The organism is Paramesorhizobium endophyticum (genome assembly GCF_014640615.1).
In the GTDB taxonomy this organism is placed as follows: Bacteria; Pseudomonadota; Alphaproteobacteria; order Rhizobiales; family Rhizobiaceae; genus Paramesorhizobium; species Paramesorhizobium endophyticum.
Window position 1 is genome coordinate 66,081 of record NZ_BMHH01000012.1, and the last position, 22,565, is coordinate 88,645.

The following is a 22,565-nucleotide window of genomic DNA, read 5'->3' on the forward strand; positions in this document are numbered from 1 at the left end:
CGCCTGCGCCGCCAGCCGGCGCAGGCGGTTGCGTCAGCGGATCAGGCCCATCTCCGTCGGCAGCCAAAGCGTGACTGATGGGACGAAGGTGATGATGATCAGCGCGATGAACAGCGGCACCAGCCAGGGGAGAATAGCCATCGTCGTGCGCTCCACCGACAGTTTGGCGACGCGCGAAAGCACGAACAGCACCATTCCGAGCGGTGGATGAAGCAGCCCTATCATCAGGTTCAGCGTCATGATCAAGCCGAAATGCACGGGATCGACACCGAACTTCAGTGCCAGCGGCAGCAGGATCGGCACAAGGATGGTGATCGCAGCGATCGTATCCAGGAAACAGCCGACGAACAACATCAGCAGGTTGACCAGGATGAGGAACACCCATTTGCTGTCCGTCAAACTAGTGATCGCCGCCGAAAGCAACTGGGCGGTCTGGCTGACGGTGAGCAACCAGGCGAAGACCGAGGCTGCCGCGACGATGAACAGGACCGAGGCGGTGGTCTCGATCGTATCCATCGTCGCCTTGGCGAGGCTTTTGAACGTCATCGTGCGATAGCGCACCAGGCCGAGGAACAGCGACCAGAGGACCGCTGCAACCGCAGCTTCGGTCGGAGTGAACCACCCCATCGTCATGCCGCCGATCAGAATAACCGGCGTCATCAGCGCCATCACAGCCGAGAAATCGAAATACCAGTCGGCGGCGATAAGAGCGACCAAGGCGAGGCCGACCGCGACGTTAAGCGACAGGCCGAGCAGCGTCAGGAGATAGATGCCCAGCGGCACCAGCATGACAACGACGACTTCCAGCGAGGCGCCGAACAGGTTGGAGAGACTGAAGGGCGTGTCCGAACCCCAACGCCTGATGAAGGCAAAGACGGCAACCGTGATCATCATCAGAACCGTCATGACGACGCCGGGAATGATGCCGGCCATGAACAGCGCGCCGATCGAGACATTGGCCATCATGCCGTAGATGACGAAGGGCAGCGATGGCGGGAAAATCGGCCCGAGCGTTGCGGAGGCGGCGGTGACGCCGACTGCGGCTTCGACCGGGTAGCCGTGGTCCTTCATCGCCTTGATTTCGATGGTGCCGATGCCGGCGGCGTCGGCGAGCGCCGTGCCTGACATGCCGGAAAAGACCACGGAGCCGATAATATTCACCTGTGCCAGCCCGCCCTTCATCCAGCCGACGAGCGCGACGGCGAAGGAATAGATGCGCCCTGTGACGCCGGCGACATTCATCAGATTGCCGGCGAGAATGAAGAAGGGCACGGCGAGCAACGGAAAGCTCTCGACGCCGGCGATGAGGCGTTGCGCGGCGATGATATCAGGGGCGACACCGTAGAAGACGATATAGGCGAGAGATGATACCGCCATCGAGATGGCAACCGGGACGCCGATTAGCATCAGCACCAGAAAAGAACCGATCAGAAGCAGCATATCTCAGCCCTCGCTCTGGAAGGCTTCGGGCCGCTCGAGCACCGAAAACCCGCGGCGCATATTGGCAACGAAGACCTGGATGGAACGCAGCAGCATCAGAACGAATGCCACCAGAACGGAATAGAAGACGATGTCACGGGAAAGGGCGACGGTGACCATTTCCTCACCGGCGAGGACCTCCATGTAACGCCACATCAGCCAGGAGCCATAGGCGAAGAAGGCGATGCGGATGAGATCCACAATCGTCGCCAGGACGCGCGCCGCTTTTGCGGGCAGGTAATGGTAGAGGACATCCACCTGGATGTGGCGCGAAATCCGCACGCACATGACGGAGCCGAGAAAGACCACGCCGATCAGGCAGTTGACAGCGATTTCCTCCGTCCAGGCATAACTGTCATTGAGGACGTAGCGAGTAAAGAATTGCAGGAAGACACAGCCCGTCATCAGCCAGAAGAGGCCGAGCGTAATCCAGTCTTCGAAGGAATAGACCTTGAGATCGATATCGGCCGGGGCCTCGTCGAAGGTATGCGCTATCTCCTCAGGCGTGACCTGAGTGTGGATTTCCTGTGCTGTCGACATGAGTATGTCCCATTCAAGAGAAGCCGGCGCAGCCGTTTACGGCCGCGCCGAACGGGATCATTTGATGGCGCGGATCGCTTCCCAGTCGGCCTTTTCGTAACCGAAATCTTCGAACTTCACCTTTTCGAGGACGTTCTTCTCGAAATCGGCCTTGTCGACTTCGACGACGTTCAGGCCACGCTTCCTGAAGTCGTCGACCAGCGCCTTTTCACGCTCCTCGATGATTTTCGTCGTCCTGGCGGCCGCTTCCTGCATCACGTCCCGGAAGATTTGCTTGTCTTCGTCGGACAGGCTCGCCCAGCGGCTCTTAGAGACGACCGTGTTGAGATGGTCGACGATGTGGCCGGATAGAATGATGTTCTTCTGCACTTCGAAGAACTTCTTCGCTTCGATCGTCGTCAGTGGGTTTTCCTGCGCATCGACAGTGCCATTTTGTAGCGCGAGGTAGACTTCGGCAAACGCGATCGGCGCGGTGTTGGCGCCGCAGGCACGCGGCATGGCAAGATAGGCGGGAACATCGGGCACCCGCATCTTCACGCCCTTGAGGTCGGCGCATTTGGTGATGGATGTATTGGATGTCGTGTGGCGGGTGCCGTAATAGCTGACCGCGGTGATGACGTTGCCGGTCTTGTCTTCATATCCCTTGGCGAGGCGCTTGAAGACGTCGCTCTTCGTATAGGCGATGAGGTGGCTCGGGTCACGGAAGATATAGGGGAAATAGGTGACCCCTATCGGCTTGAAATCGCGGGAGGCGAAGCTCGATCCTGATATGATGATGTCGACAGTGCCAAGCTTCAGGCCCTGGTTGATGTCGGCTTCCTTGCCGAGCTGGGATGCCGGATAGACGTCGATCTTGTAACGTCCATTGGTGCGCTTGGCGATTTCCTGTGCGGCCCAGACCGACTCTGTATGGAACGGCTCGGATGTCTCGTAGACATGCGCCCATTTCAGAGTGGTTTCAGCATGTGCAGTCAACGCCGATGCCATGATGATTGCCGCCGCACCAAGCAGCGTCTTAAATCTTGAACTCATTCTCTCCTCCCGAATTGCGTTCAGATTACCTTGTTCAGCATGTCTTTGTCCCAAAACCGGTTCCCACTTTTGGGAGACATGCTTTTGGCCGCCCGCCTCCTCGCGGTCGGTCACTCCTCTCTCGTCGGCTCTTCTCCGAAGCTTTCCGAGAATCTCTTCTGTGATAGAGTCAGATGCATTCGCATGGCTTCGCGTGCCGCCTCCGGATCTCCTGCCGCCAGCGCATTGCGTATCGCCATATGTTCCTCAAGGGCCGCGCGCCACGTATGGGGGCCCTCGAAATAGCTCGCGAGCTTTTCGAAAAAGGGTGACGAACGTTTGTCGTAGATAAGACCGGTGAATACGTTCAGTGCCGAATTGCCGATAATGTCGGCGATTGCGGTATGGAATGCACGATCGAGCGTGAGCGCCCGCGCGGGCTGTTCCAGCGCACCTTCCATCTCCCGAAGGATCAAGTCCAGCTTTTCGATACCGGCACTGTCGACTCGTCTCGCGGCCTCTTCCGCAATAGCGCTTTCGATCAGGCAGCGCGCCTGCAGGATTTCGAACGGCCCATCGCTGTCATCCACAGGAAGAATAGCGGCTTCGCTGCCGGCGTTGCGACTGACATAGACACCCGATCCCATGCGGATCTGCACAAACCCTTCGACCTCCAGAACGATCAGGGCCTCACGTACGGTAGGGCGCGATACGCCGAGCCGTTCGGCCAGTTCGCGTTCGGCAGGCAGCCGCTCGCCTACGGGAATTTCACCCGACTGAATAAGCATGCGAAGCTGCTCCGCAGCCTGGCGATAAAGTCGGCGTGGTTCGAGCGCGGCGAACATGGAAACCTCCGGACGCGTTTCTCCTCCCGCGTCATGTGGCCAGATTGTCTTACCAATTAACATTCGTCAAGCGTCCGATTCACACGGCGTGGGAATGGAGTGAGTTTCCGCATGCGAACGGCTGGTCAAACTAGAGCAAGCCGGGCCGGAATGGCTTGTATGACGACCGGATAATGCTTCTCTGGCTTGGGGATCATACCGGGAAGCTCCGCGCCTTGCGTTGGCTCAAAAAAGCCGGAAAAATACCGTGGCACTCCCATTTCCAGCGGTTTCCTGAGTCTGGACACATGGCGATTTCGCCGAATTGCGACCATCCGGCGGGTATGTTATTCATGGCCATTCGAACACGACGCTTGGTCTTGGTAGCGTGCGTATCGGTACAGCCGAAATCTACCGCCGGCCGATGAAGAATGCAGAAGCGCTCGATGCGTCTGCCGGAAAACGTCATCGCCGCCTTCGGTCATATCGACGTGCTTGTCAACAATGCCGGCATCCAGAAGGTCGCGCCGATCGATGAATTCGATTTTGCCGATTTCTCGCGCATCGTCGCCATCTCGCTCGACAGTGCCTTTCACACGATCCAGGCCGCCTTGCCCGGCATGAAGGAAAGGGGCTGGGGCCGCATCATCAATATCGCTTCCGCGCATGGCTTACGTGCTTCGCCCTTCAAGGGGCCGTATGTCGCAACCAAACATGCGGTGGTTGGCCTGACAAAAAGCGTGGCGCTTGAGGTGGCCGAACTCGGCATCACCTGCAATGCGATCTGCCCCGGCTACGTCTGGACCCCGCTCGTGGCCGCCCAGGTCGCAGATCAGGCCCGGGCGCATGGCATGAGCGAGGACGAGGTGGTGAAAAAGGTGATGCTCGCACCGCAGCCGACGAAACGTTTCGTGCAGCCGGAGGAAGTAGCGGAAATGGCGTTTTATCTCGCCGGCGACATGGCGCGGTCCATCACCGGCACCACCATATCCATCGATGGCGGCTGGACCGCGAAATAATTTCCGCGCGCTCCCGCCGTAGGAGATATGGGCTCGATAGAACCTGAATTTCCGGCCTCGTCTTCTGGCTGAAGGCGGAAAAGCGCGTAATCGCGCGCTGTCCAGCAATTGTGCGCAAGACTGTCAGATGCGATTGCAGCGCTTCTCGCACCGGCTAAGCCGTACGAGAAGCGCTACCCGTTTAGATTAATTCGCCTTGACCGGCGGAGGCAGCAAAGACGGTTCCGTGGAACCCTTCGGCGCCATCAATTCGGCAAGCACGGCGTCGGCCGATTGGCTTGCTCCGCCGATGCCCGCGGCCAGAAGCTGGCGGTCGAGGTCATTGCCCGTTTCGAGCGCGGCGAGCTCGGCGCCCGCCTCGATGCGTCCGGCGACCTCCTGCTGCCGCTTCTTGATCCGCTCCAGGCTTTCCACGGCGCTTCCCAGCCGCGTGTTGACGCCCGCATGGCTGTGGGCGATTGCCGACTGGGCTCGCAGCAGCGATTCATTCGCCTTGACGTTTTCGACCTCGCGCTTCATCTGGGTGATGCGCGCCTCGGTTTCCTGAATGGTCCGCAGCATCTGCTGCTGGCGCGGAAGCAGCCGATCCAGTTCCTCCTGGTCGGCCTGCACTTCGGCGCGCGTGGCGGCGATCCGCTGCGCGAGGCCCTGCGCCAGATCGTTGCGTCCGGCGGCGATGGAGGCGCGAGCGCTTTCCATGTCCTTGTGTTCCTTGGCGCGGTTCTCCTCGATCCGGCGCATCAGGCTCTTGTTGGACGCCATGATGCCGGCGAGATCATGCCTGGCCCGCCGCAGCGATTGCTCGGCGTCGCGAATCTCCTGCTCGAGAATGCGCATCGACTGGCTGTCGACAGCGGCTTCCGCAACCTCGCTCACGCCGCCGCGAATGGCGGTAAAGATCTTGCTCCAGGTGCTCATGTCGAAATCTCCCCTTTCTGCCATTCCCCGATCATCGCCGCCGCGTCGACCGCATTGGCGGCCAGAACCGCGACTTCCTCAACGACGGTCTCGGCGCTGGAACGCGCTGACAGCGAGCCGAACAGTTCGTACCACTCTTCCCCGTCGATGGTGGTGATGCCGAAGCTGGACAGCGGCACGAATTTGTGGGTCTTCAGGACCATGCGCTCGAACCGCTCGCGATCGGCGACATCGCTGCAGCGCGCGAGGACGACGCTGGCCAGAATATCGCGCTCACCGCTCATCGTCACGAATACGTCGAGGTCGCCTTTTTCCTTCAGGGTAACGCATATCACATCCCCACTGGCGGGCACTGTGACGTCTACGTCGCCAAGCGGATCGGGATCCGACGCGAACAGGCGCGCCAGGGTCGTAAGGTTCCACAGCTCCAAGCAATCCTCCATTGGTTGTAAACTTTAAAATGATCCGAACCGTGCGTGAGGGTTCCCGCAGGTTGTGCGGATTGATATACGGTTTTCGGGGAAGAGGGAACGAATCGCGTGGTGTTTTTTTCACGGCTGTTGCGGCGGCTTTATCTGTCGATCAGCGAGCTTTCCTGGTCCGCCCTGACAACCGTAGCAGCCATACACGTCGCGATTTCATACATCCTGCTTGCCTTCGCAGGCGAAGTGGATTTGCGCGGCAGAGCCATCACCTTCCTGTATTATTACGTGGTTACAGCAACAACCCTGGGCTATGGCGATCTGGCGCCGCGAACAGACCTCGGCCGGTTGGCGGTCGTGCTGTTTGTGCTGCCCGGCGGCATTGCCATATTCACGGCAGTCCTTGGCAAGGTGTTGACGGAAATTGGCACGATCTGGAGAAACCGCATGCGTGGATTTGGCGACTACACCGAGCGAAGGGGCCATATCATCGTCGTTGGCTGGCAGGAGGGAACCACGCTCCAGACCCTGCGGCTCGTAGGCGCGGAACGTCCGCCGCACGAGCCGGTCACCGTGCTGATCGCTAAGGATCTGACGCAGAACCCCGCACCCGAATGCGCCGACTATGTGCGGGTGGACCGCTTGGCGGATGCGGATGCGCTCACCCGGGCAGGCGCAGCCGGAGCCCGGACCATCATCATTCGTGGCGCCAACGACGACGAGACGCTCGCCGCCGTGCTGGTCGCCGAGGACCATGCTCCTGGCGCCCACATCGTTGCCTATTTCGCCGATGACCGGACCGCTCAGATGGTCAGGCAGCGCCGCCCCCGCGTCGAGGCCGTCGGATCGCTGGCGGAGGAATTACTGTCGCGTTCGGCGCGCGATCCCGGCGCATCGGAGGTGGCGGCGCGCTTGCTGTCGGCAAGTTCTTCCGATACCGCCTTTTCCCTGCCGGTTCCCAGTCTGACCGCGCCGTTGCGCTATGGCGACGCCTTTGTCGGGCTCAAGCGCAAGCACAATGTCACGCTCGTCGGGATGGCAAGTCAGGGGCTTACCGACCTCAATTGCCGCGACGACGTCCTTCTCAAGGGCGGCGAGACCCTTTACTACATCGGTGAAAGCCGTCTGGAGCCCGCCTCCGTCGTATGGCCCACAGCAGGAGCGACCCCATGATCGGCTGGTTCGGCAGACGCAACGACCACAGCAGGAATTCGATCCCCGTCGAGCTCGGTCCGTTGGCCGTGGGGATCGACGGGGCGATCGATGTCGATCTGCTCTCGCTCGAAGCCGACGCCCTGGGCGGCGAGCCGGCCATGCCGCTTCCTGCGCGGGGCCCATTCATCGTCGCGGCCTATGGGCAGGTGACCCTTGAGGCGAACACCGTCCTCTCGCGCTATTATGACGACCAGCACCGGATGATCCAGGTGATATCGGCTTCCGGGCGCCCGGGCGATGCCATTGAGGATATCAGCATCTATCACCCGTGGGACAGCGTCGTGCCCTCGGGGCAAACCGAGTGGAACCGCTGGATGGGAACGGCCGGCCTCATCGGCCAGCCGAGCTACGACGCGGACGGCATTCTCTTTACCCGCTTCTGGGGCGAGGGGCCGGACCGGACTCAGCCGGTCGAGTTTGTCGAGATGGTCGATGACGGAGAAACCAAGCGCTCGATCCATCAGACCTGCATGTTGTACTTCCGGCCCCTTGGCGCAACCCGGGAGATGCTGCTGATCAATGTGGAGCGGGATCTCGAGCAAGGTTACGGCCCGGCCGGCGGCTCCGTCGAATTCCTGATCGGCTACGGCCTTGGCCCCGCCGATGTCAGGCGTGTCTGAATAGCATTTATCGCGTTTTGGAGAGACCCAGATGTTTGGTTACGTTGAAGGGCTGCCGGCTTTTCTTGCTTACTTCGCCGTCGGCCTGGCTGCCTTTGCCGTCTTTACGCTCGTCTACACCCTTCTTACGCCGCATGCGGAGGTGAAGCTGATCCGCTCTGGGAACCTGGCCGCCGTCACGGCTTTTCTCGGCGCGCTGCTCGGCTTCAGCCTGCCGCTGGCCTCCGCAGCGGCGCATTCCGTCAGCGTCCTCGATTACATCATCTGGGCGGTCATCGGCATAGTCGTGCAGGTGCTGGCCTTCTTTATCGCCGGTTTCACAATGCCGGGGTTGCACAAGAAGATCACCGAGGGGGAGATGGCCGCCGGTCTTTGGGGCGGCGGGATCGCCTTGGCGGTCGGCATTCTCAACGCCGCCTGCATGACCTATTGAGGGGAGGCTCCGATGCGCAGACGTCTTTCCGGGCGCACCCGCCCCATTCTTGCCCTCGGCACGATTGCAGCCTCCGGCCTTGCATTGGCGGGTTGCGGCGACAGCGGTCCTGCCCAGGATGTCCTGTTCAAATCCGTCGACCAGTGCGTGCAGGCCGGGACGAATGAGCAGGTCTGTCAGGCCGCCTATCAGGATGCGATGCGCGCGCATCTCGACGGCGCGCCCCGTTTCAATGGGCAGGCGGCCTGCGAAGCGGAGTATGGAGCGGGACAATGCACCGAGACGCGCGCGGCCGCAGGAAGCGGTAGCTCGGGGAGCTTCTTCATGCCCTTCATGGCCGGGTACATGCTGTCCAGGGGCATCAATACCATCGACGATTATTACAAATCCCGCCGCCGGGAACAGGATCAGAGCGGAGCATATCGCTATTCCGGTTCGGCTCCCATCTACAGAACCCGCTCCGGCCAGACGGTCACGACCGCTCCGGTCCCTGCCGGCGGAACGCAAAGCACCGGCGTCTCTTCACCCGGATACAAGGCAAAGCCCGCCAATGTGAACACGCGAACCGTAGCGCGTCAGGGATTTGGCGGTCGTTCGTCGTCGTTCGGATTCGGGGGCTAGGAGCTGCCATGAAGCGGATCACACTGCCGGCCCGGCCAAACTGGCAGGAGCAGGCACGCGCCGCCGGCTTCGGCTTTCACGAGATGTATGGCGAGCCCTATTGGCTCGACGGCGCAGCCTATGCGTTCACTCTCGATGAGATCGAAACGCACATCGAAGGGCCGAGCGAGGAACTGCACGAGATGTGCATGGAACTCCTCACCGACATCGTGGCGAGCGACGAGATGCTTCACCGGCTTGCGATTCCGGAAGCATTCCGGGATGTGGTTCGCAATTCCTGGAAACGGCAGGACCGCCACCTCTATGGCCGGTTCGACCTCGCCTATGACGGAAGCGGCCCGGCCAAGTTGCTCGAATACAACGCGGATACGCCGACCTCGATCTTCGAGTCCGCCTATTTTCAGTACAATTGGCTGACGGACCAGGTGGCGCTTGGCGCTTTGCCGGCGGATGCCGACCAATTCAACTCCCTGCAGGAGAGCCTTGTCGAAGCGTTCCAGCAATTCGACGCGAACTCCATTTTCCATTTTGCCGCGACGACGGACAATGAGGAAGACCGCGGCACGACGGTCTATCTCATGGATTGCGCCGTGCAGGCCGGGCACCGCGTCGAGCTGCTCGATATCAGCGATATCGGCGTGGACAGTGCCAGCCGGTTCACCGATCTGAAGGACCGCGTGATCGACCGCTGCTTCAAGCTCTACCCTTGGGAATTCATGCTGCGGGAGCCTTTCAGCGGGCATCTGCCCGGTTCAGCATCCGTTTTCGTGGAGCCGGCCTGGAAGGCCGTCCTCTCCAACAAGGGCCTCCTCCCGTTGTTATGGGAGCGCTATCCTGATCACCCGAACCTACTGCCCAGCTATTTCCCCGACGATCCCCGCCTTCCCGCACTTACGGATTATGTCCGCAAGCCATTGCTCTCCCGCGAAGGCGAGAATGTCACTGTTTATCGCGATGGCAAGGAGTTCCTGTCGCTTGGGGGCGGCTATGGCGACGAAGGCTTCATCGTGCAGGCCTATGCGCCGCTTTTCCACAGCGATGCCGGCCATGCGGTGCTTGGAAGCTGGATCATCGGCGACCGCGCTTGCGGGCTCGGCATTCGCGAAGACCAGACGCCCATAACCGCGAATTTATCGCGCTTCGTACCCCATGTGATCCTTGACTGATCTGAGCCTTGATGCCCGCACCATTCCCTTTTGATCCCCTTGCGGGGAACGATCATGATCAGCGGGGCACGATTATGCAGAAGCGAACCAACCGCATGATGACAGCCGCAAAGCTGGCCGTGGCTGTCGGGGCCATCATGGCAGCAATGCCGTGCTGATGGAGCGAAGGCGCTAGAGTCTGTCAGAGCTCAACTGAAACGTTGTGAAGAAAAGGCGCGTAATCCTGCCGTCATTCTCGGGCTTGTCCCACAGCTGTCCGGTTTAAAATTCTGGACAAGGCGCATGACATTGATTCTACTCGATTTCAGACGTTTGGCAGCGTTCTGGACACGAGTGGAGACCCAATGTCATGCGGCATGAGAATAGCGTTTTTCATATGGCCGCGTCCGCCAGCCGCCGCACCCGCCGGCATGTGGCCGATGCGGTGCGCATTCTCGACGCCACGCGGCTGCAATTGTCCTCGCTGAGCAATGGCTGGGTGGATACCGTCAAGGGCGCGCGCGCCATCAAGCTGCACATCACCTTCGACCCACGTGACAGCATTCCGCTGGAAGCCACCTTCACCAGCCAAAGGGCGGGCGACATCACCCCGGCCAAGGAGAGGATGATCGAACCCGGAATGACCTATGTGTTCGATCTGGGTTACTACGACTTCCGCTGGTGGGCCGAACTCGACGCCAAAGGCTGCCGCTTCGTCTCCCGCCTGAAGAACAACACCACGCTTGAGGTCATCGCCGAACAGGCGATTCCCACCGATGGCAGCATCCTCAGTGACCGTATCGGCTTTCTGCCGCAGCGTATGGCCCGTTCGCGCCGCAATCCTCATTGCGATCCGGTGCGCGAAATCACCGTGCGCATCCAAACAGGTACGATCATCCGTCTCGTCACCAACGATCTGGATGCGCCGGTCGAGGAAATCGCCGATCTTTAAAGCGGCGATCGACAAGGTGAGCTGGTCGACGGTGCTGCTTATCGCCGGCATCATCACCTATGTCGGCGTCATGGAGAAGGCCGGCACCGTCAATTATGTGGCCAACGGCATCTCCAGCCTCGGCATGCCGCTGCTGGTGGCGCTCCTGCTGTGCTTCACGGGCGCCATCGTCTCGGCCTTCGCTTCCTCCACGGCGCTTCTCGGCGCGATCATCCCGCTTGCCTTCCAGTCCTGCTGCAGGGCAGATCAGCGCCGTCGGCGTGGTCGCGGCAATCGCGATTTCGACGACGATCGTCGACACCAGCCCGTTTTCCACCAATGGCGCGCTCGTCGTCGCCAATGCGCCGGATGAAAAGCGCGAGCAGGTGCTGCGCCAATTGCTGATCTACAGCGCATTGATCGCCATTATTGGGCCAGTGGTGGCCTGGCTGGTGCTCGTCGTGCCGGGCCTCGTCTGACAGCAGGCCCGTTTCCAAGGGCTAGAACGGTTCTTGTTTTGATGGAATCGCCAAGCGCCCTCGCCCTTCGAGGCTTCGTTCCCCCTTCGGCAAGCTCAGGGTCCACTACGCACCTCAGGATGAGGGCTATTGCGGCGTTGCAACCCCTTCACCCTCATGGTGAGGTGCGCCCCTTCCCCTGAGCTTGTCGAAGGGGAAGGGGAGCCTCGAACCACGGGGGTGAAGGGCGCACAGTTGGTTCTGTCTAAATATGAAACACTCTAAATGTCCAGCCAGACTAGAAGTTTGATCCAACGTTTCGCCTCACATGCTCCGCGAATGCGTTGACGAAATCCGTCGCGACCGGCGACGGGCCGCGTTGCGGCGGGAAAACGGCGGCGAAATCGAAGTCGATCCGGGGCAGAAACGGACGGCTGGCGACGCCGCGCCCGGAAAACTCCGCTGCCGTGAAGGGATCGCAGATCGCGACGCCAAGGCCCGATGCCACCATGCCGCACATGATTTCGGAAAGCGCCGTCTCCACCCGCAACGTCCGCGAGACATTGTGGCGGGCGAAGATATTGTCGATTAGGTGCCGGCTCGAACTGCCATGGGTGAGCGAGATGAAGTTCTCGCCCTCGAAATCCTCCGGCGTGATCACCTGTTTTTCCGCGAGCCTATGGCCTTCCGGCGCGACTGCGACACGGGGCAATGCAGGCATCTGGACGATCGGCAGCCCGGCATGGGCAATCGGTACCTCGGCGAAACCGACATCGCATTGAAGATTGAGCACCCAGTCCACCACAATGGGTGAGATCACGCCGAACAGCGAGAAATTGAGATTGGGCCGCTCCATCAGGAAGGTACCGGCGAAGCGCGGCATGAAACCATTGGCGAGCGCCGGCAGCGCCGCGACGCGCAGCATGCCCGTGCGCCGGGTGCGGATTTCCTCCGCTGCCGCGACAATGCGGTCGAGGCCGTGGAACGACCGCTCTACCTCCGTATAAAGCGCGCTGCCCGCCGCGGTCGGCACCAAACCGCTGCCCTTCTTCTCGAAGAGCGGCATTTTGAGCGCGCCCTGCAAATCGCGCAGCATGCGGCTCACCGCCGGCTGCGTCACGCCCATAATGCTCGCCGCCGCCGTGACGCTGCCAGACAGCATCACGGCCCGGAAGGCTTCCACCTGCCTCAGATTCACCCGCGCCATGTTCCCGCCCTATAATATTTGGTTATGCAAAGTGTACCATTATGAATTTGACGGTCAAGGCATGGTTTGGAATGTTGCGTTTCATGGGAACGGCACATTCGAAAAATTCAAAAAGTGCCAGTGAAAGACAACAAATGAGAGGAACACTCATGAAACGATCGGGAATTCTCGCGGCTGTCAGCGCCCTTGCGCTTCTTGCCGGCTTCGGGGCGGCCTCCGCCCAGGAAAAGACGCTCTATGTCGCCGGCTATGGCGGTACGTTCGAAAAGACGATGCGCGACGAGGTCATTCCGGATTTCGAAAAGAAGCATGGCGTGAAGGTCGAATATATCGCCGGCAATTCAACCGATACGCTCGCCAAGCTTCAGGCCCAGAAGGGCAACCAGCAGATCGACGTGGCTCTCCTCGATGACGGCCCGATGTATCAGGCGATCGATCTCGGCTTTTGCGGGAAGATCGATGGGCTTGCGACGGAGAATCTGCATGACGCGGCCCGCTTTAGGGATGACCGCGCCGTTGCTGTCGGCCTCGTCGCCACGGGCATCATGTACAACAAGGATTATTTCGAAAAGAAGGGCTGGGCCGCCCCGACGTCGTGGAACGATCTGAAAGACCCGAAATATAAGGGCCTCATCGTCATCCCGCCGATCAACAATACCTATGGGCTGTATACGCTGCTGATGTTCGCCAAGATGAATGGCGGTGGTGAGAAGGATATCGAGCCGGGCTTCAAGATCATGACTGAAGAGGTCAACCCGAATGTGCTCGCCTATGAGCCTTCGCCGGGCAAGATGACGGAGCTTTTCCAGTCCGGGCAGGCCGCACTGGCCGTCTGGGGCACGGGCCGCGTGCAGTCCTTCGTCAATACGGGCTTCCCGGTCGATTTCGTCTATCCCAAGGAGGGCGCGGTGACGCTTCTCGCCACTGCCTGCCCGATCGAGAAGCCGGAGGCGTCGCCGCTCGCCTCGGAATTCATCAAGGCGATGCTGGAGCCGAAGGTGCAGCTCGTTCTCTTACGCGATTACGGCTACGGCCCGGTCAACAAGACGGTCGAAATCCCCGAAGGGCTCGGCAAGATCGCCCCCACCGGCGAGCATCTGAGCGCGCTCTACAATCCCGACTGGTCGGCCATCAACCCGCAACGCGAGGACTGGACCAAGCGCTGGAATCGTGAAGTGGAGCGGTAGAATTTTTGGCAACGGCGGCGCTCTACGTCGCCCCCCTCTGCCCTGCCGGGCATCTCCCCCGCAAGGGGGGAGATTGGCTGGCATCGATGACGGCGCTTCATTCTGCAATGCTGGCAATTGGCGAAAGCGGTACTGACAGCGCAATCTCCCCCCTTGCGGGGGCGCTGCCCGGCAGGACAGAGGGGGGCGCTGTCCCGTCGACCTTTCCGGCCTTCCTAATTTGACACAGGAAACACCCCATACATGGCCTTTCTCACACTCGACCATGTCAAGAAGCGCTTCGGCGACCACACTGCCGTGGAAGACTTCACACTTTCCGTAAAAAAGGGTGAGTTCATCTCGCTGCTCGGCCCTTCCGGCTGCGGCAAGACGACGACGCTTCAGATGATCGCAGGTTTCGTGGACCCCACCGCGGGCTCCATCCATCTCGACGGGCGCGACCTGATCGCCACGAAGCCTGCCCGGCGCGGGCTCGGCATCGTCTTCCAGAGCTATGCGCTCTTCCCCCACATGACTGCTTCGGAGAACATCGCCTTCGGACTTGAAATGCGGGGCATCGACCGCGCGGCGCGGGAGGCGAAGGTGCGCGAGGCCCTGGCTATGGTGGGGCTGGAGGGCTATGGCGACCGCTATCCGCGCCGCATGTCGGGCGGGCAGCAGCAGCGCGTGGCGCTGGCCCGCGCGCTCGTCATCAAGCCGGACGTGCTGCTCCTCGACGAGCCGCTCTCCAATCTCGACGCCAAGCTGCGCGAGGACATGCAGATCGAGCTGCGCCAGATCCAGCGCAATCTCGGCACGACCACCGTTCTCGTCACCCATGACCAGACCGAGGCGATGGCGCTTTCGGACCGGATCGTCGTGATGAGCAAGGGCCGTATCGAGCAGATCGGCACGCCGCAGGAAACCTATGAGCGCCCAAGCTCCGCCTTCGTCTCGCAATTCCTCGGCAAGACCAACGAGTTCGCGGGCGAAATCCGCGCCCAAAAGCTCATCTTCGGCTCCTGCGAGGGGCCGGCTCCCGCGGGACCATCCGGCCCAGTCATTGTGACGGTGCGACCGGAGAAAGTGGGCTTCGCCTCATCTGAAGGCGACGGCCTCAAGGCCCGCGTCACAAACCGCATCTTCCAGGGCAATCACTGGCTCTTCCAGTGCGAAACCGAATGCGGACCGGCAATCGTCGTGCGCCAGAACGACGGAGAGCCGCAGCCGGGGGAGGGCGAAAGCGTCCGCCTCGTCTGGCGGGAGGCGGATATGGGCCTTCGCCGCACGGGAGCGGGCCAATGAGCGCCGTTGCCCAAGCCCGTTCTCCCGTGCCGTGGCGGCTGATCCTGCCGGCGCTGGCTTTGTTCATCGCGGTGGTGCTGATCCCGCTGGTGATGACCGTCATGCTCTCGCTTCATAAATGGGGGCAGTATACGGGCATCGAGCCGGTCTTCGTGCTGGATAATTGGCAGGAAATCTGGTCGGACTCCTATTTCCATGAGATGTTCCTGCGCACCTTCCGCATCGCCATCGCCGCGACGCTGCTGACCGCGATCTGCGGTGCGCCGGAAGCCTATATCCTGAACCGCATGCGCGCGCCTTGGAAAGGCATCTTCCTGCTCATCATCCTCGGTCCGCTGCTGATCTCGGTCGTCGCGCGCACGCTCGGCTGGGCGCTGCTCTTCGGCGGCCAGAACGGCATCGCCAACAAGGCGCTGATGTCGGTGGGCCTTATCGAAACGCCGATCCCCTTCATGTTCACCGAGACGGGCGTCATCATCGCGCTCGCCCATGTGATGATGCCCTTCATGGTGCTTTCGGTCTGGGCGGCGCTGCAGCGGGTGGACCCGCAGATCGAAAACGCCGCCATGTCGCTGGGCGCGGGGCCGCTGACGATCATCCGGCGCATCATCCTGCCGCAGATCATGCCGGGCATCCTTTCGGGTGGCATTATCGTCTTTTCGCTCTGCGCCAGCGCCTTTGCCACGCCTGCCATCATCGGCGGAAGACGCCTGAAGGTCGCCGCCACGCTCGCCTATGACGAGTTCCTCAACACGCTCGACTGGCCGCTCGGCGCCGCCGTCGCCGTGCTGCTGCTGGCGGCCATCGTGCTGATCGTCGTCGGCAGCAACGCCCTGATCGAACGCCGTTACGCGGAGGCTTTCCGATGAGCAAAAACGGCCCGCTCGCCCTTATCTTTCACACGGTCTTCATGATCTTCATGCTCGCGCCGATCGTCGTCGTCTGCCTTGTGGCTTTCACGCCGGAAGGGTTTCTGTCCCTGCCGGTGGGCGGCTTCTCGCTGCGCTGGTTCCGTGCCATCGCCCAATATCCTGAATTCATCAATGCGTTCTGGATGAGCTTGTGGCTCGGCGCTGCCTCGTCCACGGTGGCGCTGCTGTTCGCCATCCCCGCGGCGCTCGCCATCGCGCGGCATCAGTTTCCCGGGCGGGAGGTGCTGTCCGCGTTGTTCCTCTCGCCGCTGATGATCCCGCATGTGGTGCTGGGCATCGCCTTCCTGCGCTTCTTCACGCAAGTGGGCATCGGCGGCACGTTCACGGCGCTGCTCGTCGCCCATATCATCCTGGTTTTCCCATTCGCGCTACGCCTGACGCTGGCCGCCGCCACCGGCATGAACCGCTCGGTGGAGATGGCCGCCATCTCGCTCGGCGCGGGAAGCTGGACGCTGTTCCGGCGGGTGACGCTGCCCCTGATCCTGCCCGGCATCGTCAGCGGTTGGGCGCTCGCCTTCATCCAGTCCTTCGATGAGGTCACCATGACAATCTTCCTCGCGGCTCCCGGCACCGAGACGCTGCCCGTCCGCATGTTCCTCTATGTGCAGGACAATATCGATCCGCTCGTTACCTCCGTTTCCGCCTGCGTCATCGCCATAACCATGGCGGCGCTGATTCTGCTCGATCGCTTCTACGGGCTCGACCGGGTGCTCGCCGGGCATAGCGACCGGACGAGATAAGGAGAAACAGGAAAATGATCAGGGAATTTGACGTCGCCGTCATCGGCGGCGGGTTGCTGGGCTCGTCCATTGCCTGGGGCCTTGGGCGCGTCGGTCAGAGGGTCTGCGTCCTCGACGAGGGCGATGTCGCGAAGCGCGCCTCGAGGGCCAATTTCGCGCTGGTCTGGGTGCAGTCCAAGGGCCTCGGCATGCCCGCCTATACGGGCTGGACCGTGCGTGGCGCAAAAATCTGGCCCAGGCTTGCGGCTGAACTGAAGGAGCAAACCGGCCTCGACGTTTGCCTGCAGCAGAATGGCGGCTTCCAGCTCACTTTAAACGACGCGGAGCTGGAGCACCGCGCCGAAATCTTCCGCAAGCTGCGCGCACAGGGCGGTGTCGATTATCAGGCGGAAATTCTGGACCATGATCAGGTCAGGAAGATGCTCCCCCATATCGGTCCTGAGGTGACAGGCGGCAGCTTCTGCCTGCTCGATGGCCATGTGAATTCGCTGCGCACCTTTCGCGCGCTGCATACCGGCCTTGCCCGGCTCAAGGTGGACTACCGGCCCGAGCACGCGGTTTCGAAAATCGTTCATGAGAACGGCGCCTTCCGCCTGACCACGGCACAGGGCGAGATCGTCGTCGGGAAGGTGGTGCTGGCAGCGGGCAATGCAAATCAGATGCTCGCGCCGATGGTCGGGCTGGAAGCGCCGATGGGGCCGACGCGCGGACAGATCATCGTCACCGAGCGCACGCAGCCCTTCATGCCCCATCCAGTCGCAACCGTCAGGCAGACCGACGAGGGCACGGTGATGATCGGCGACAGCAAGGAAGACCTGCTGGACGATACCGTCACCAACAAGGGCATCACCTCGGTCATGGCCGACCGCGCCCGGCGCATGTTCCCGCATCTTGGCCGGCTCAACGTGGTGAGGAGCTGGTCCGGCATCCGCGTCATGCCGAAGGACGGGTTTCCGATCTATGAGCAGTCCAAGACCTGTCCCGGCGCCTTTGTCGCGTGCTGCCACTCCGGCGTGACGCTCGCCGCCAACCACGCCTACGAAATCGCGCCGATGATTGCCGCGGGACAGCTGGATGCGGCGAGGCTTGGGAGCTTTACCGCAAGGCGTTTTCACAAAATCGAAGCCGGATCGAGCGGCTATTACTGACGCATGGGCATGGGAGAAACCTGCATGTTCAAACGCATGGAACAGGACCGGAGAACGCCGGTCACGATAACAGTCGAAGGGCGGAGCGTCGTCGCGCGTGAAGGTGACACGGTCGCCGCCGCGCTGCTTGCCTCCGGCTTCGACGCCCGCCGCCGCACCGCGGTCAGCGGCGCGCCGCGCCTGCCCTATTGCATGATGGGCGTCTGTTTCGATTGCCTCGTCACCATCGACGGCGTCGGCAACCGGCAAGGCTGCCTCGTGCCGGTACGCGAGGGCATGACAATCGAAATCCAGAAGGGCAAGAGGGAGATCGGTAAATGACCCCGGCACGCGAGAACTACGATGTGGCCGTCATCGGTGCAGGTCCCGCAGGCCTCGCGGCGGCGGCGCTGACGGCAAAAGCCGGGCTATCCACGCTGCTGCTCGATGAGAACCAAGGCCCCGGCGGGCAGGTCTGGCGCGCCATCACTACCACGCCGGTTCAGGACAAGGCGCTGCTCGGCAAGGATTACTGGGCCGGACAGGCGCTGGTGGACGACGTGCGTAAGAGCGGCGCTGAAATCCTGCACGGCGCGACCATATGGAGCCTAGACCGCAATCTTGAAATTGGCATCTCGGTGGGCGGCGGCGCGCGGCTCGTCAGGGCGAAGCGCGTCATCATCGCCACCGGCGCGCTGGAGCGGCCTTTCCCCATTCCCGGATGGACGCTTCCCGGCGTCATGACGGCGGGCGCGGCGCAGACGGTGCTGAAATCCTCCGGGCTTCTGCCGGATGGGAAAACCGTCGTGGCAGGGCAGGGGCCGTTGCTCTGGCTCCTCACCGCGCAGATCCTGCGCATGGGCGGCAAGATCGACCTTGTGCTCGATACGACGGACAAGAGCAATTACCGCCGCGCGCTGCCCCACGCGGCAGGTTTCATCACCTCGCCCTATTTCCTGAAGGGTCTTGCGATGATGCGGGAGGTCCGCTCGAAGGTTCGGGTCGTCGGCGGCGTCACCGGCCTTGCTGCATCCGGCGACGGCCGCATCGAGAACCTTACCTTCGAGGCCAAGGGCAGAAAGACGACCGTTCCGGTGGATGTGCTGCTTTTGCATCAGGGCGTCGTGCCCAATGTCAACCTCGCCATGTCGGCAGGCGTGAAGCATCGATGGGACGATATCCAGCTCTGCTGGACACCCGAACTCGATGGCAATGCCGAAACCTCCGTGCCCGGTATCCATATCGCGGGCGACGGCGCGGTCATCGGCGGCGCACTGGCAGCGGTGGCGCGCGGACGTGTCGCCGCGCGGGCCGCGATCGACGCGCTGGGCGCGAGGGCGGGTCTTCCCGGCATGGCGGAATTGAAGGCGGCTGTCGCCAAGGCCGAGAAGGGCCGCGTCTTCCTCGATATCCTCTTCCGTCCGGCCAAGCAGTTCCGCGTGCCCGCTGGCGACACCATTGTCTGCCGCTGCGAGGAGGTGACGGCGCAGGACATCCGCGACAGCGTCGCCGTCGGCGCCACCGGACCCAACCAGTTGAAGGCCTATCGCCGCACCGGCATGGGCCCCTGCCAGGGCAGGCTGTGTGGCTTGACGGTAACCGAGCTCATGGCCGAAGCGCGCGGTAAGACGCCGGAGGAAATCGGCTATTACCGCCTGCGCGCACCGGTCAAGCCAATCATGCTCTCCGAACTGGCCGCATTGCCGCAAAGCGACGAGGCGGTGAAGGCCGTGGTGCGCTGATGATCACCAGGACGGATGCCATCATCATAGGCGGCGGAATTCATGGCTGTTCGACGGCCCTGCATCTCTGCCTGCATGGCTTCCGCCCGGTGCTGATCGAAAAGGACTATGCAGGCCGCCACGCCTCTGGCGCCAATGCGGGAGGCGTGCGGCAGCTTGCCCGCCATATCGCTGAAATTCCGCTCTCCATCCGCTCGATGGATATATGGGAGCGCATTGGCGATCTCCTCGACGACGATTGCGGTTTCGACAATCACGGGCAGGTTCTTGTCGCCGAAAACGAGGAAGAACTGGAGGCCTGCCGCGCCCGGGTCGCCGAACTCCACCGTCATGGCTTCACCCATGAGGAATTGATCGACGCCAACGAGTTGCGCCGTCTTGTGCCGGCGGTGGCGGGAACCTGCCCCGGCGGCATCGTTTCGCGCCGCGACGGAGCGGCCAATCCGGCCCGAACCACTACCGCTTTCCGTCGCAAGGCGGAAGAGATGGGCACGGCCGTCCGCGAGGGCGTCGCCGCCACCAATATCCGTCGTGAAAGTGGCCTATGGCGCGTCGATGCGGGCGGCGAGACCTTCGAGGCGCCTGTTCTCGTCAATGCGGCGGGCGCGTGGGCCGGACGCATCGCCGCCGATTTGAGCGAACCGGTGCCGGTGAAAGCCGTCGCGCCGATGCTGATGATCACCTCGCGCGTGCCGGATTTCATCAAGCCGGTGGTCATTCTACGCGGACGCAAGCTTTCCTTCAAGCAGTTCAGCAACGGCACGGTGCTGATCGGCGGCGGGCATCTGGGAACGCCCTTTCCCGACATCAATGAGACCGTGCTCGACTGGCGGAAACTTCAGGCGAGCGCCGCGACGGTGTTCGAACTGTTCGCCAATATGCGTCAGGCGACCATTGCGCGCGCCTGGGCGGGGATCGAGGCCCGCATGGAAGACGACCTCCCCGTGCTTGGCCGCAGCATGCGGCATGACGGGCTTTACCATCAATTCGGCTTCTCGCTGCACGGCTTCCAACTCGGTCCCGGCACCGGGGCCGTCATGGCGGAACTGATCGCCACCGGCAAGACCGTCACCCCAATCGATGGCCTCTCCATCGACCGTTTCACCTCAACCCGGAAAAAGGATATCCCATGACGATTACCCGCAACATTCGCACACCGATCATGCACCGCGCCGTGGAAGCCAATGGTTTCATCTTCATCGGCGGCACCATTGCCGACGACACCAGCGTCTCCATGGGCGAGCAGACCCGCAATATCCTGACCAAGATCGCCGCTTATCTGAAAGAAGCGGGCACAGATATCTCCAAGGTCGTTTCGGCGTCGATCTTCGTTACCGACCTTTCCCACAAGAAGGAAATGGATGCGGTGTGGACCGAAATCTTCGGTGAGAATCTCCCCGCCCGCGCCACCGTCGGCGTAGCGGATCTCGGCGGCGGCGCGCTCATCGAAGTTGTGGTGACGGCGCTCAAGGCGTGATGATGACAGCAACCCCCGTTAGGACATCCAGCGGGGGTTGGCGTAGGAATAGGCCGCTGGGAAGATATTATTCTATCGTCGGTCTTTGGCTCCTCCCATAGGCAAGGTGGACTGCCTGATGACGAGGCTGCACGGCAGGCGAATGATGCCGGGCGTGACCTCCTCGCCTCGTGTAAGTTGCAGCATGGCAAGGCCCGCCCGGCGTCCAAGCTCCTTCAGTTCCATGTCGATGGTGGTGAGGGGAGGGCGCGTCTGGCGGGCGATCACCTCCCAATTGTCGAAGCCAACGACGGAGATATCGGCGGGAACCGTGATATTCCGGTCGCGCAGCGCGTCGATGACGCCGCGGGCGATCTCGTCATTGCCACAGAAGATGCCGTCCGGACGGATGCCACGCGCGAAGGCGATGTCTATCGCTTCATGGCCCCATTCCTCGGACCATTCGCCGAACATCGGCTCCCATTCGCTGCCGCAGATTTCGCCATAGGCGGCGGCGCGCACGCGCGCGGCGAGATAATCCTTGGGGCCGGTGATGTGCAGGATGCGATTACGCCCATGGTCCTTGAGATGGTCAATGGCGAGGCGTGCGCCTTGCGCGTCGTCCGGCACGAAACTGACGCTGCGCGACGGCCCTTCGGCGAAGACATAAACCACGGGTATGGGCAGGGTGAACAGCTCCGGCGGCGGCTTCAGGTCGAGGCGCGTCGCGGTGAAAATAATGCCGTCCACCTGTTTGTCGTTGAGCGCCTGCAGATGCAGCCGCGCCAGCTGCTCGTCATTGTTTGTGGCGCATAAGAACACCGAGACGCCTTGGTCCACCAGCGCTTCCGAGACGCCCGCGCCCATCGGGAGGGTAAGGCGGCCATAAGTGTCGTTGGTCAGCATGCCGATGGTGAGGCTGCGCTTGCGTAAGAGGCTCTGCGCCAGGGCGTTGGGGCGGAAGCCGATTTCCTGCGCGATGCGGTTCACCTTCTCCCGCGTTTCGGCATTGACGCGGCCAACGCCGTTGAGCGCGTTCGAGGCGGTCGAAAGGCTTACGCCCGCGGCCTTGGCGACGTCTCTGAGCGTCCGTTTGCGGTGGAAAATCGGCTTCATGAGTTTATCCAAAATCCGTTGCAAAAAGCATTTATCAAAGACAATCAGCGTTGCAAAAAGGTTTTTGCACGTATGAGCGCACAAATTATCGACAGCCGAAAAAATCTGAAATAGCGTTTCCATCGGCCCCACCGGGAG

General features: G+C 61.8%; 23 protein-coding genes and 2 pseudogenes. 17 read left to right on the plus strand and 8 right to left on the minus strand.

The features are described from left to right. Positions 1-33: 33 nt before the first annotated feature. The 4 genes from IEX53_RS14790 to IEX53_RS14805 all read right to left on the minus strand — a co-directional run bounded on the left by IEX53_RS14790 (position 34) and on the right by IEX53_RS14805 (position 3,875). Positions 34-1,440, minus strand: coding sequence for a TRAP transporter large permease (locus tag IEX53_RS14790; RefSeq protein ID WP_188824951.1), 1,407 nt, complete (start codon positions 1,438-1,440; stop codon positions 34-36). A 3-nt stretch (positions 1,441-1,443) separates the two neighbouring features. Beyond that, on the minus strand, positions 1,444-2,019 hold the full coding sequence (locus tag IEX53_RS14795) for a TRAP transporter small permease (RefSeq protein ID WP_188824952.1): 576 nt from the start codon (positions 2,017-2,019) through the stop codon (positions 1,444-1,446). Positions 2,020-2,076: 57 nt separating this feature from the next. Continuing rightward, entirely contained in the window at positions 2,077-3,051 is a 975-nt protein-coding gene (locus IEX53_RS14800; protein WP_188824953.1) for a sialic acid TRAP transporter substrate-binding protein SiaP, read from the minus strand. A gap of 110 nt (positions 3,052-3,161) precedes the next feature. After that, the gene (locus IEX53_RS14805; RefSeq protein WP_188824954.1) at positions 3,162-3,875 is read right to left on the minus strand and encodes a FadR/GntR family transcriptional regulator; all 714 of its coding nucleotides are present in this window, start codon (positions 3,873-3,875) and stop codon (positions 3,162-3,164) included. 422 nt (positions 3,876-4,297) lie between these two features. On the opposite strand from IEX53_RS14805, the pseudogene IEX53_RS14810 reads away from it, so the two are divergent. After that, a pseudogene (locus IEX53_RS14810) lies at positions 4,298-4,873 on the plus strand (3-hydroxybutyrate dehydrogenase); the annotation flags it as partial. Positions 4,874-5,059: 186 nt separating this feature from the next. Here IEX53_RS14810 and IEX53_RS14815 read toward each other — a convergent pair. Both IEX53_RS14815 and IEX53_RS14820 read right to left on the minus strand, forming a co-directional pair. Then, positions 5,060-5,791 (minus strand): PspA/IM30 family protein, encoded by a 732-nt coding sequence (locus IEX53_RS14815; protein WP_188824955.1) that lies wholly within the window; start codon positions 5,789-5,791, stop codon positions 5,060-5,062. Then, positions 5,788-6,234 (minus strand): DUF2170 family protein, encoded by a 447-nt coding sequence (locus IEX53_RS14820; RefSeq protein ID WP_188824956.1) that lies wholly within the window; start codon positions 6,232-6,234, stop codon positions 5,788-5,790. Before IEX53_RS14820 ends, IEX53_RS14815 begins: the two co-directional genes overlap by 4 nt. 96 nt (positions 6,235-6,330) lie before the next feature. On the opposite strand from IEX53_RS14820, the gene IEX53_RS14825 reads away from it, so the two are divergent. The 7 genes and pseudogenes from IEX53_RS14825 to IEX53_RS14855 all read left to right on the plus strand — a co-directional run. Continuing rightward, on the plus strand, positions 6,331-7,386 hold the full coding sequence (locus IEX53_RS14825) for an ion channel (protein ID WP_188824957.1): 1,056 nt from the start codon (positions 6,331-6,333) through the stop codon (positions 7,384-7,386). Further along, on the plus strand, positions 7,383-8,048 hold the full coding sequence (locus IEX53_RS14830) for a DUF2491 family protein (RefSeq protein ID WP_188825000.1): 666 nt from the start codon (positions 7,383-7,385) through the stop codon (positions 8,046-8,048). The genes IEX53_RS14825 and IEX53_RS14830 overlap by 4 nt, the downstream gene beginning before the upstream one ends. A 31-nt stretch (positions 8,049-8,079) precedes the next feature. Then, positions 8,080-8,481: a DUF350 domain-containing protein gene (locus tag IEX53_RS14835; RefSeq protein WP_188824958.1), complete on the plus strand. Its 402-nt coding sequence runs from the start codon at positions 8,080-8,082 to the stop codon at positions 8,479-8,481. A gap of 12 nt (positions 8,482-8,493) precedes the next feature. Next, on the plus strand, positions 8,494-9,102 hold the full coding sequence (locus IEX53_RS14840) for a DUF1190 domain-containing protein (protein WP_188824959.1): 609 nt from the start codon (positions 8,494-8,496) through the stop codon (positions 9,100-9,102). Between the two features lie 8 nt (positions 9,103-9,110). Continuing rightward, positions 9,111-10,268, plus strand: a complete 1,158-nt coding sequence (locus IEX53_RS14845) for a glutathionylspermidine synthase family protein (protein WP_188824960.1) — start codon at positions 9,111-9,113, stop codon at positions 10,266-10,268. Positions 10,269-10,644: 376 nt separating this feature from the next. Beyond that, on the plus strand, positions 10,645-11,199 hold the full coding sequence (locus IEX53_RS14850) for a transposase (RefSeq protein ID WP_373288662.1): 555 nt from the start codon (positions 10,645-10,647) through the stop codon (positions 11,197-11,199). Beyond that, a pseudogene (locus IEX53_RS14855) lies at positions 11,198-11,657 on the plus strand (SLC13 family permease); the annotation flags it as partial. The gene IEX53_RS14850 and the pseudogene IEX53_RS14855, both read left to right, overlap by 2 nt. A gap of 277 nt (positions 11,658-11,934) precedes the next feature. On the opposite strand, the gene IEX53_RS14860 reads toward IEX53_RS14855, so the two are convergent. Next, the gene (locus IEX53_RS14860) at positions 11,935-12,843 is read right to left on the minus strand and encodes a LysR substrate-binding domain-containing protein (RefSeq protein WP_188824962.1); all 909 of its coding nucleotides are present in this window, start codon (positions 12,841-12,843) and stop codon (positions 11,935-11,937) included. 149 nt (positions 12,844-12,992) lie between these two features. Here IEX53_RS14860 and IEX53_RS14865 point away from each other — a divergent pair, with 149 nt between their 5' ends. The 9 genes from IEX53_RS14865 (at position 12,993) to IEX53_RS14905 (ending at position 21,332) form a co-directional block, all read left to right on the plus strand. Beyond that, positions 12,993-14,030, plus strand: a complete 1,038-nt coding sequence (locus tag IEX53_RS14865; RefSeq protein WP_188824963.1) for an ABC transporter substrate-binding protein — start codon at positions 12,993-12,995, stop codon at positions 14,028-14,030. A 243-nt stretch (positions 14,031-14,273) separates the two neighbouring features. After that, on the plus strand, positions 14,274-15,314 hold the full coding sequence (locus IEX53_RS14870) for an ABC transporter ATP-binding protein (RefSeq protein ID WP_188824964.1): 1,041 nt from the start codon (positions 14,274-14,276) through the stop codon (positions 15,312-15,314). Then, positions 15,311-16,183 (plus strand): ABC transporter permease, encoded by an 873-nt coding sequence (locus IEX53_RS14875; RefSeq protein ID WP_188824965.1) that lies wholly within the window; start codon positions 15,311-15,313, stop codon positions 16,181-16,183. Before IEX53_RS14870 ends, IEX53_RS14875 begins: the two co-directional genes overlap by 4 nt. After that, positions 16,180-16,986, plus strand: coding sequence for an ABC transporter permease (locus tag IEX53_RS14880; RefSeq protein ID WP_188824966.1), 807 nt, complete (start codon positions 16,180-16,182; stop codon positions 16,984-16,986). Before IEX53_RS14875 ends, IEX53_RS14880 begins: the two co-directional genes overlap by 4 nt. A 14-nt stretch (positions 16,987-17,000) precedes the next feature. After that, positions 17,001-18,134 (plus strand): NAD(P)/FAD-dependent oxidoreductase, encoded by a 1,134-nt coding sequence (locus IEX53_RS14885; RefSeq protein ID WP_188824967.1) that lies wholly within the window; start codon positions 17,001-17,003, stop codon positions 18,132-18,134. Positions 18,135-18,158: 24 nt separating this feature from the next. Beyond that, positions 18,159-18,455: a (2Fe-2S)-binding protein gene (locus IEX53_RS14890; RefSeq protein WP_188824968.1), complete on the plus strand. Its 297-nt coding sequence runs from the start codon at positions 18,159-18,161 to the stop codon at positions 18,453-18,455. Further along, complete coding sequence (locus tag IEX53_RS14895; protein WP_188824969.1) at positions 18,452-19,855, plus strand: FAD/NAD(P)-dependent oxidoreductase; 1,404 nt, start codon at positions 18,452-18,454, stop codon at positions 19,853-19,855. Before IEX53_RS14890 ends, IEX53_RS14895 begins: the two co-directional genes overlap by 4 nt. Continuing rightward, positions 19,855-20,988 (plus strand): NAD(P)/FAD-dependent oxidoreductase, encoded by a 1,134-nt coding sequence (locus IEX53_RS14900; RefSeq protein ID WP_188824970.1) that lies wholly within the window; start codon positions 19,855-19,857, stop codon positions 20,986-20,988. Before IEX53_RS14895 ends, IEX53_RS14900 begins: the two co-directional genes overlap by 1 nt. Next, positions 20,985-21,332 carry a RidA family protein gene (locus IEX53_RS14905; protein ID WP_188824971.1) on the plus strand — a complete coding sequence of 116 codons (348 nt, stop codon included), beginning with the start codon at positions 20,985-20,987 and terminating at the stop codon, positions 21,330-21,332. The genes IEX53_RS14900 and IEX53_RS14905 overlap by 4 nt, the downstream gene beginning before the upstream one ends. 72 nt (positions 21,333-21,404) lie before the next feature. On the opposite strand, the gene IEX53_RS14910 is transcribed toward IEX53_RS14905, so the two are convergent. After that, positions 21,405-22,427, minus strand: coding sequence for a LacI family DNA-binding transcriptional regulator (locus IEX53_RS14910; RefSeq protein WP_188824972.1), 1,023 nt, complete (start codon positions 22,425-22,427; stop codon positions 21,405-21,407). Positions 22,428-22,565: the final 138 nt, after the last annotated feature.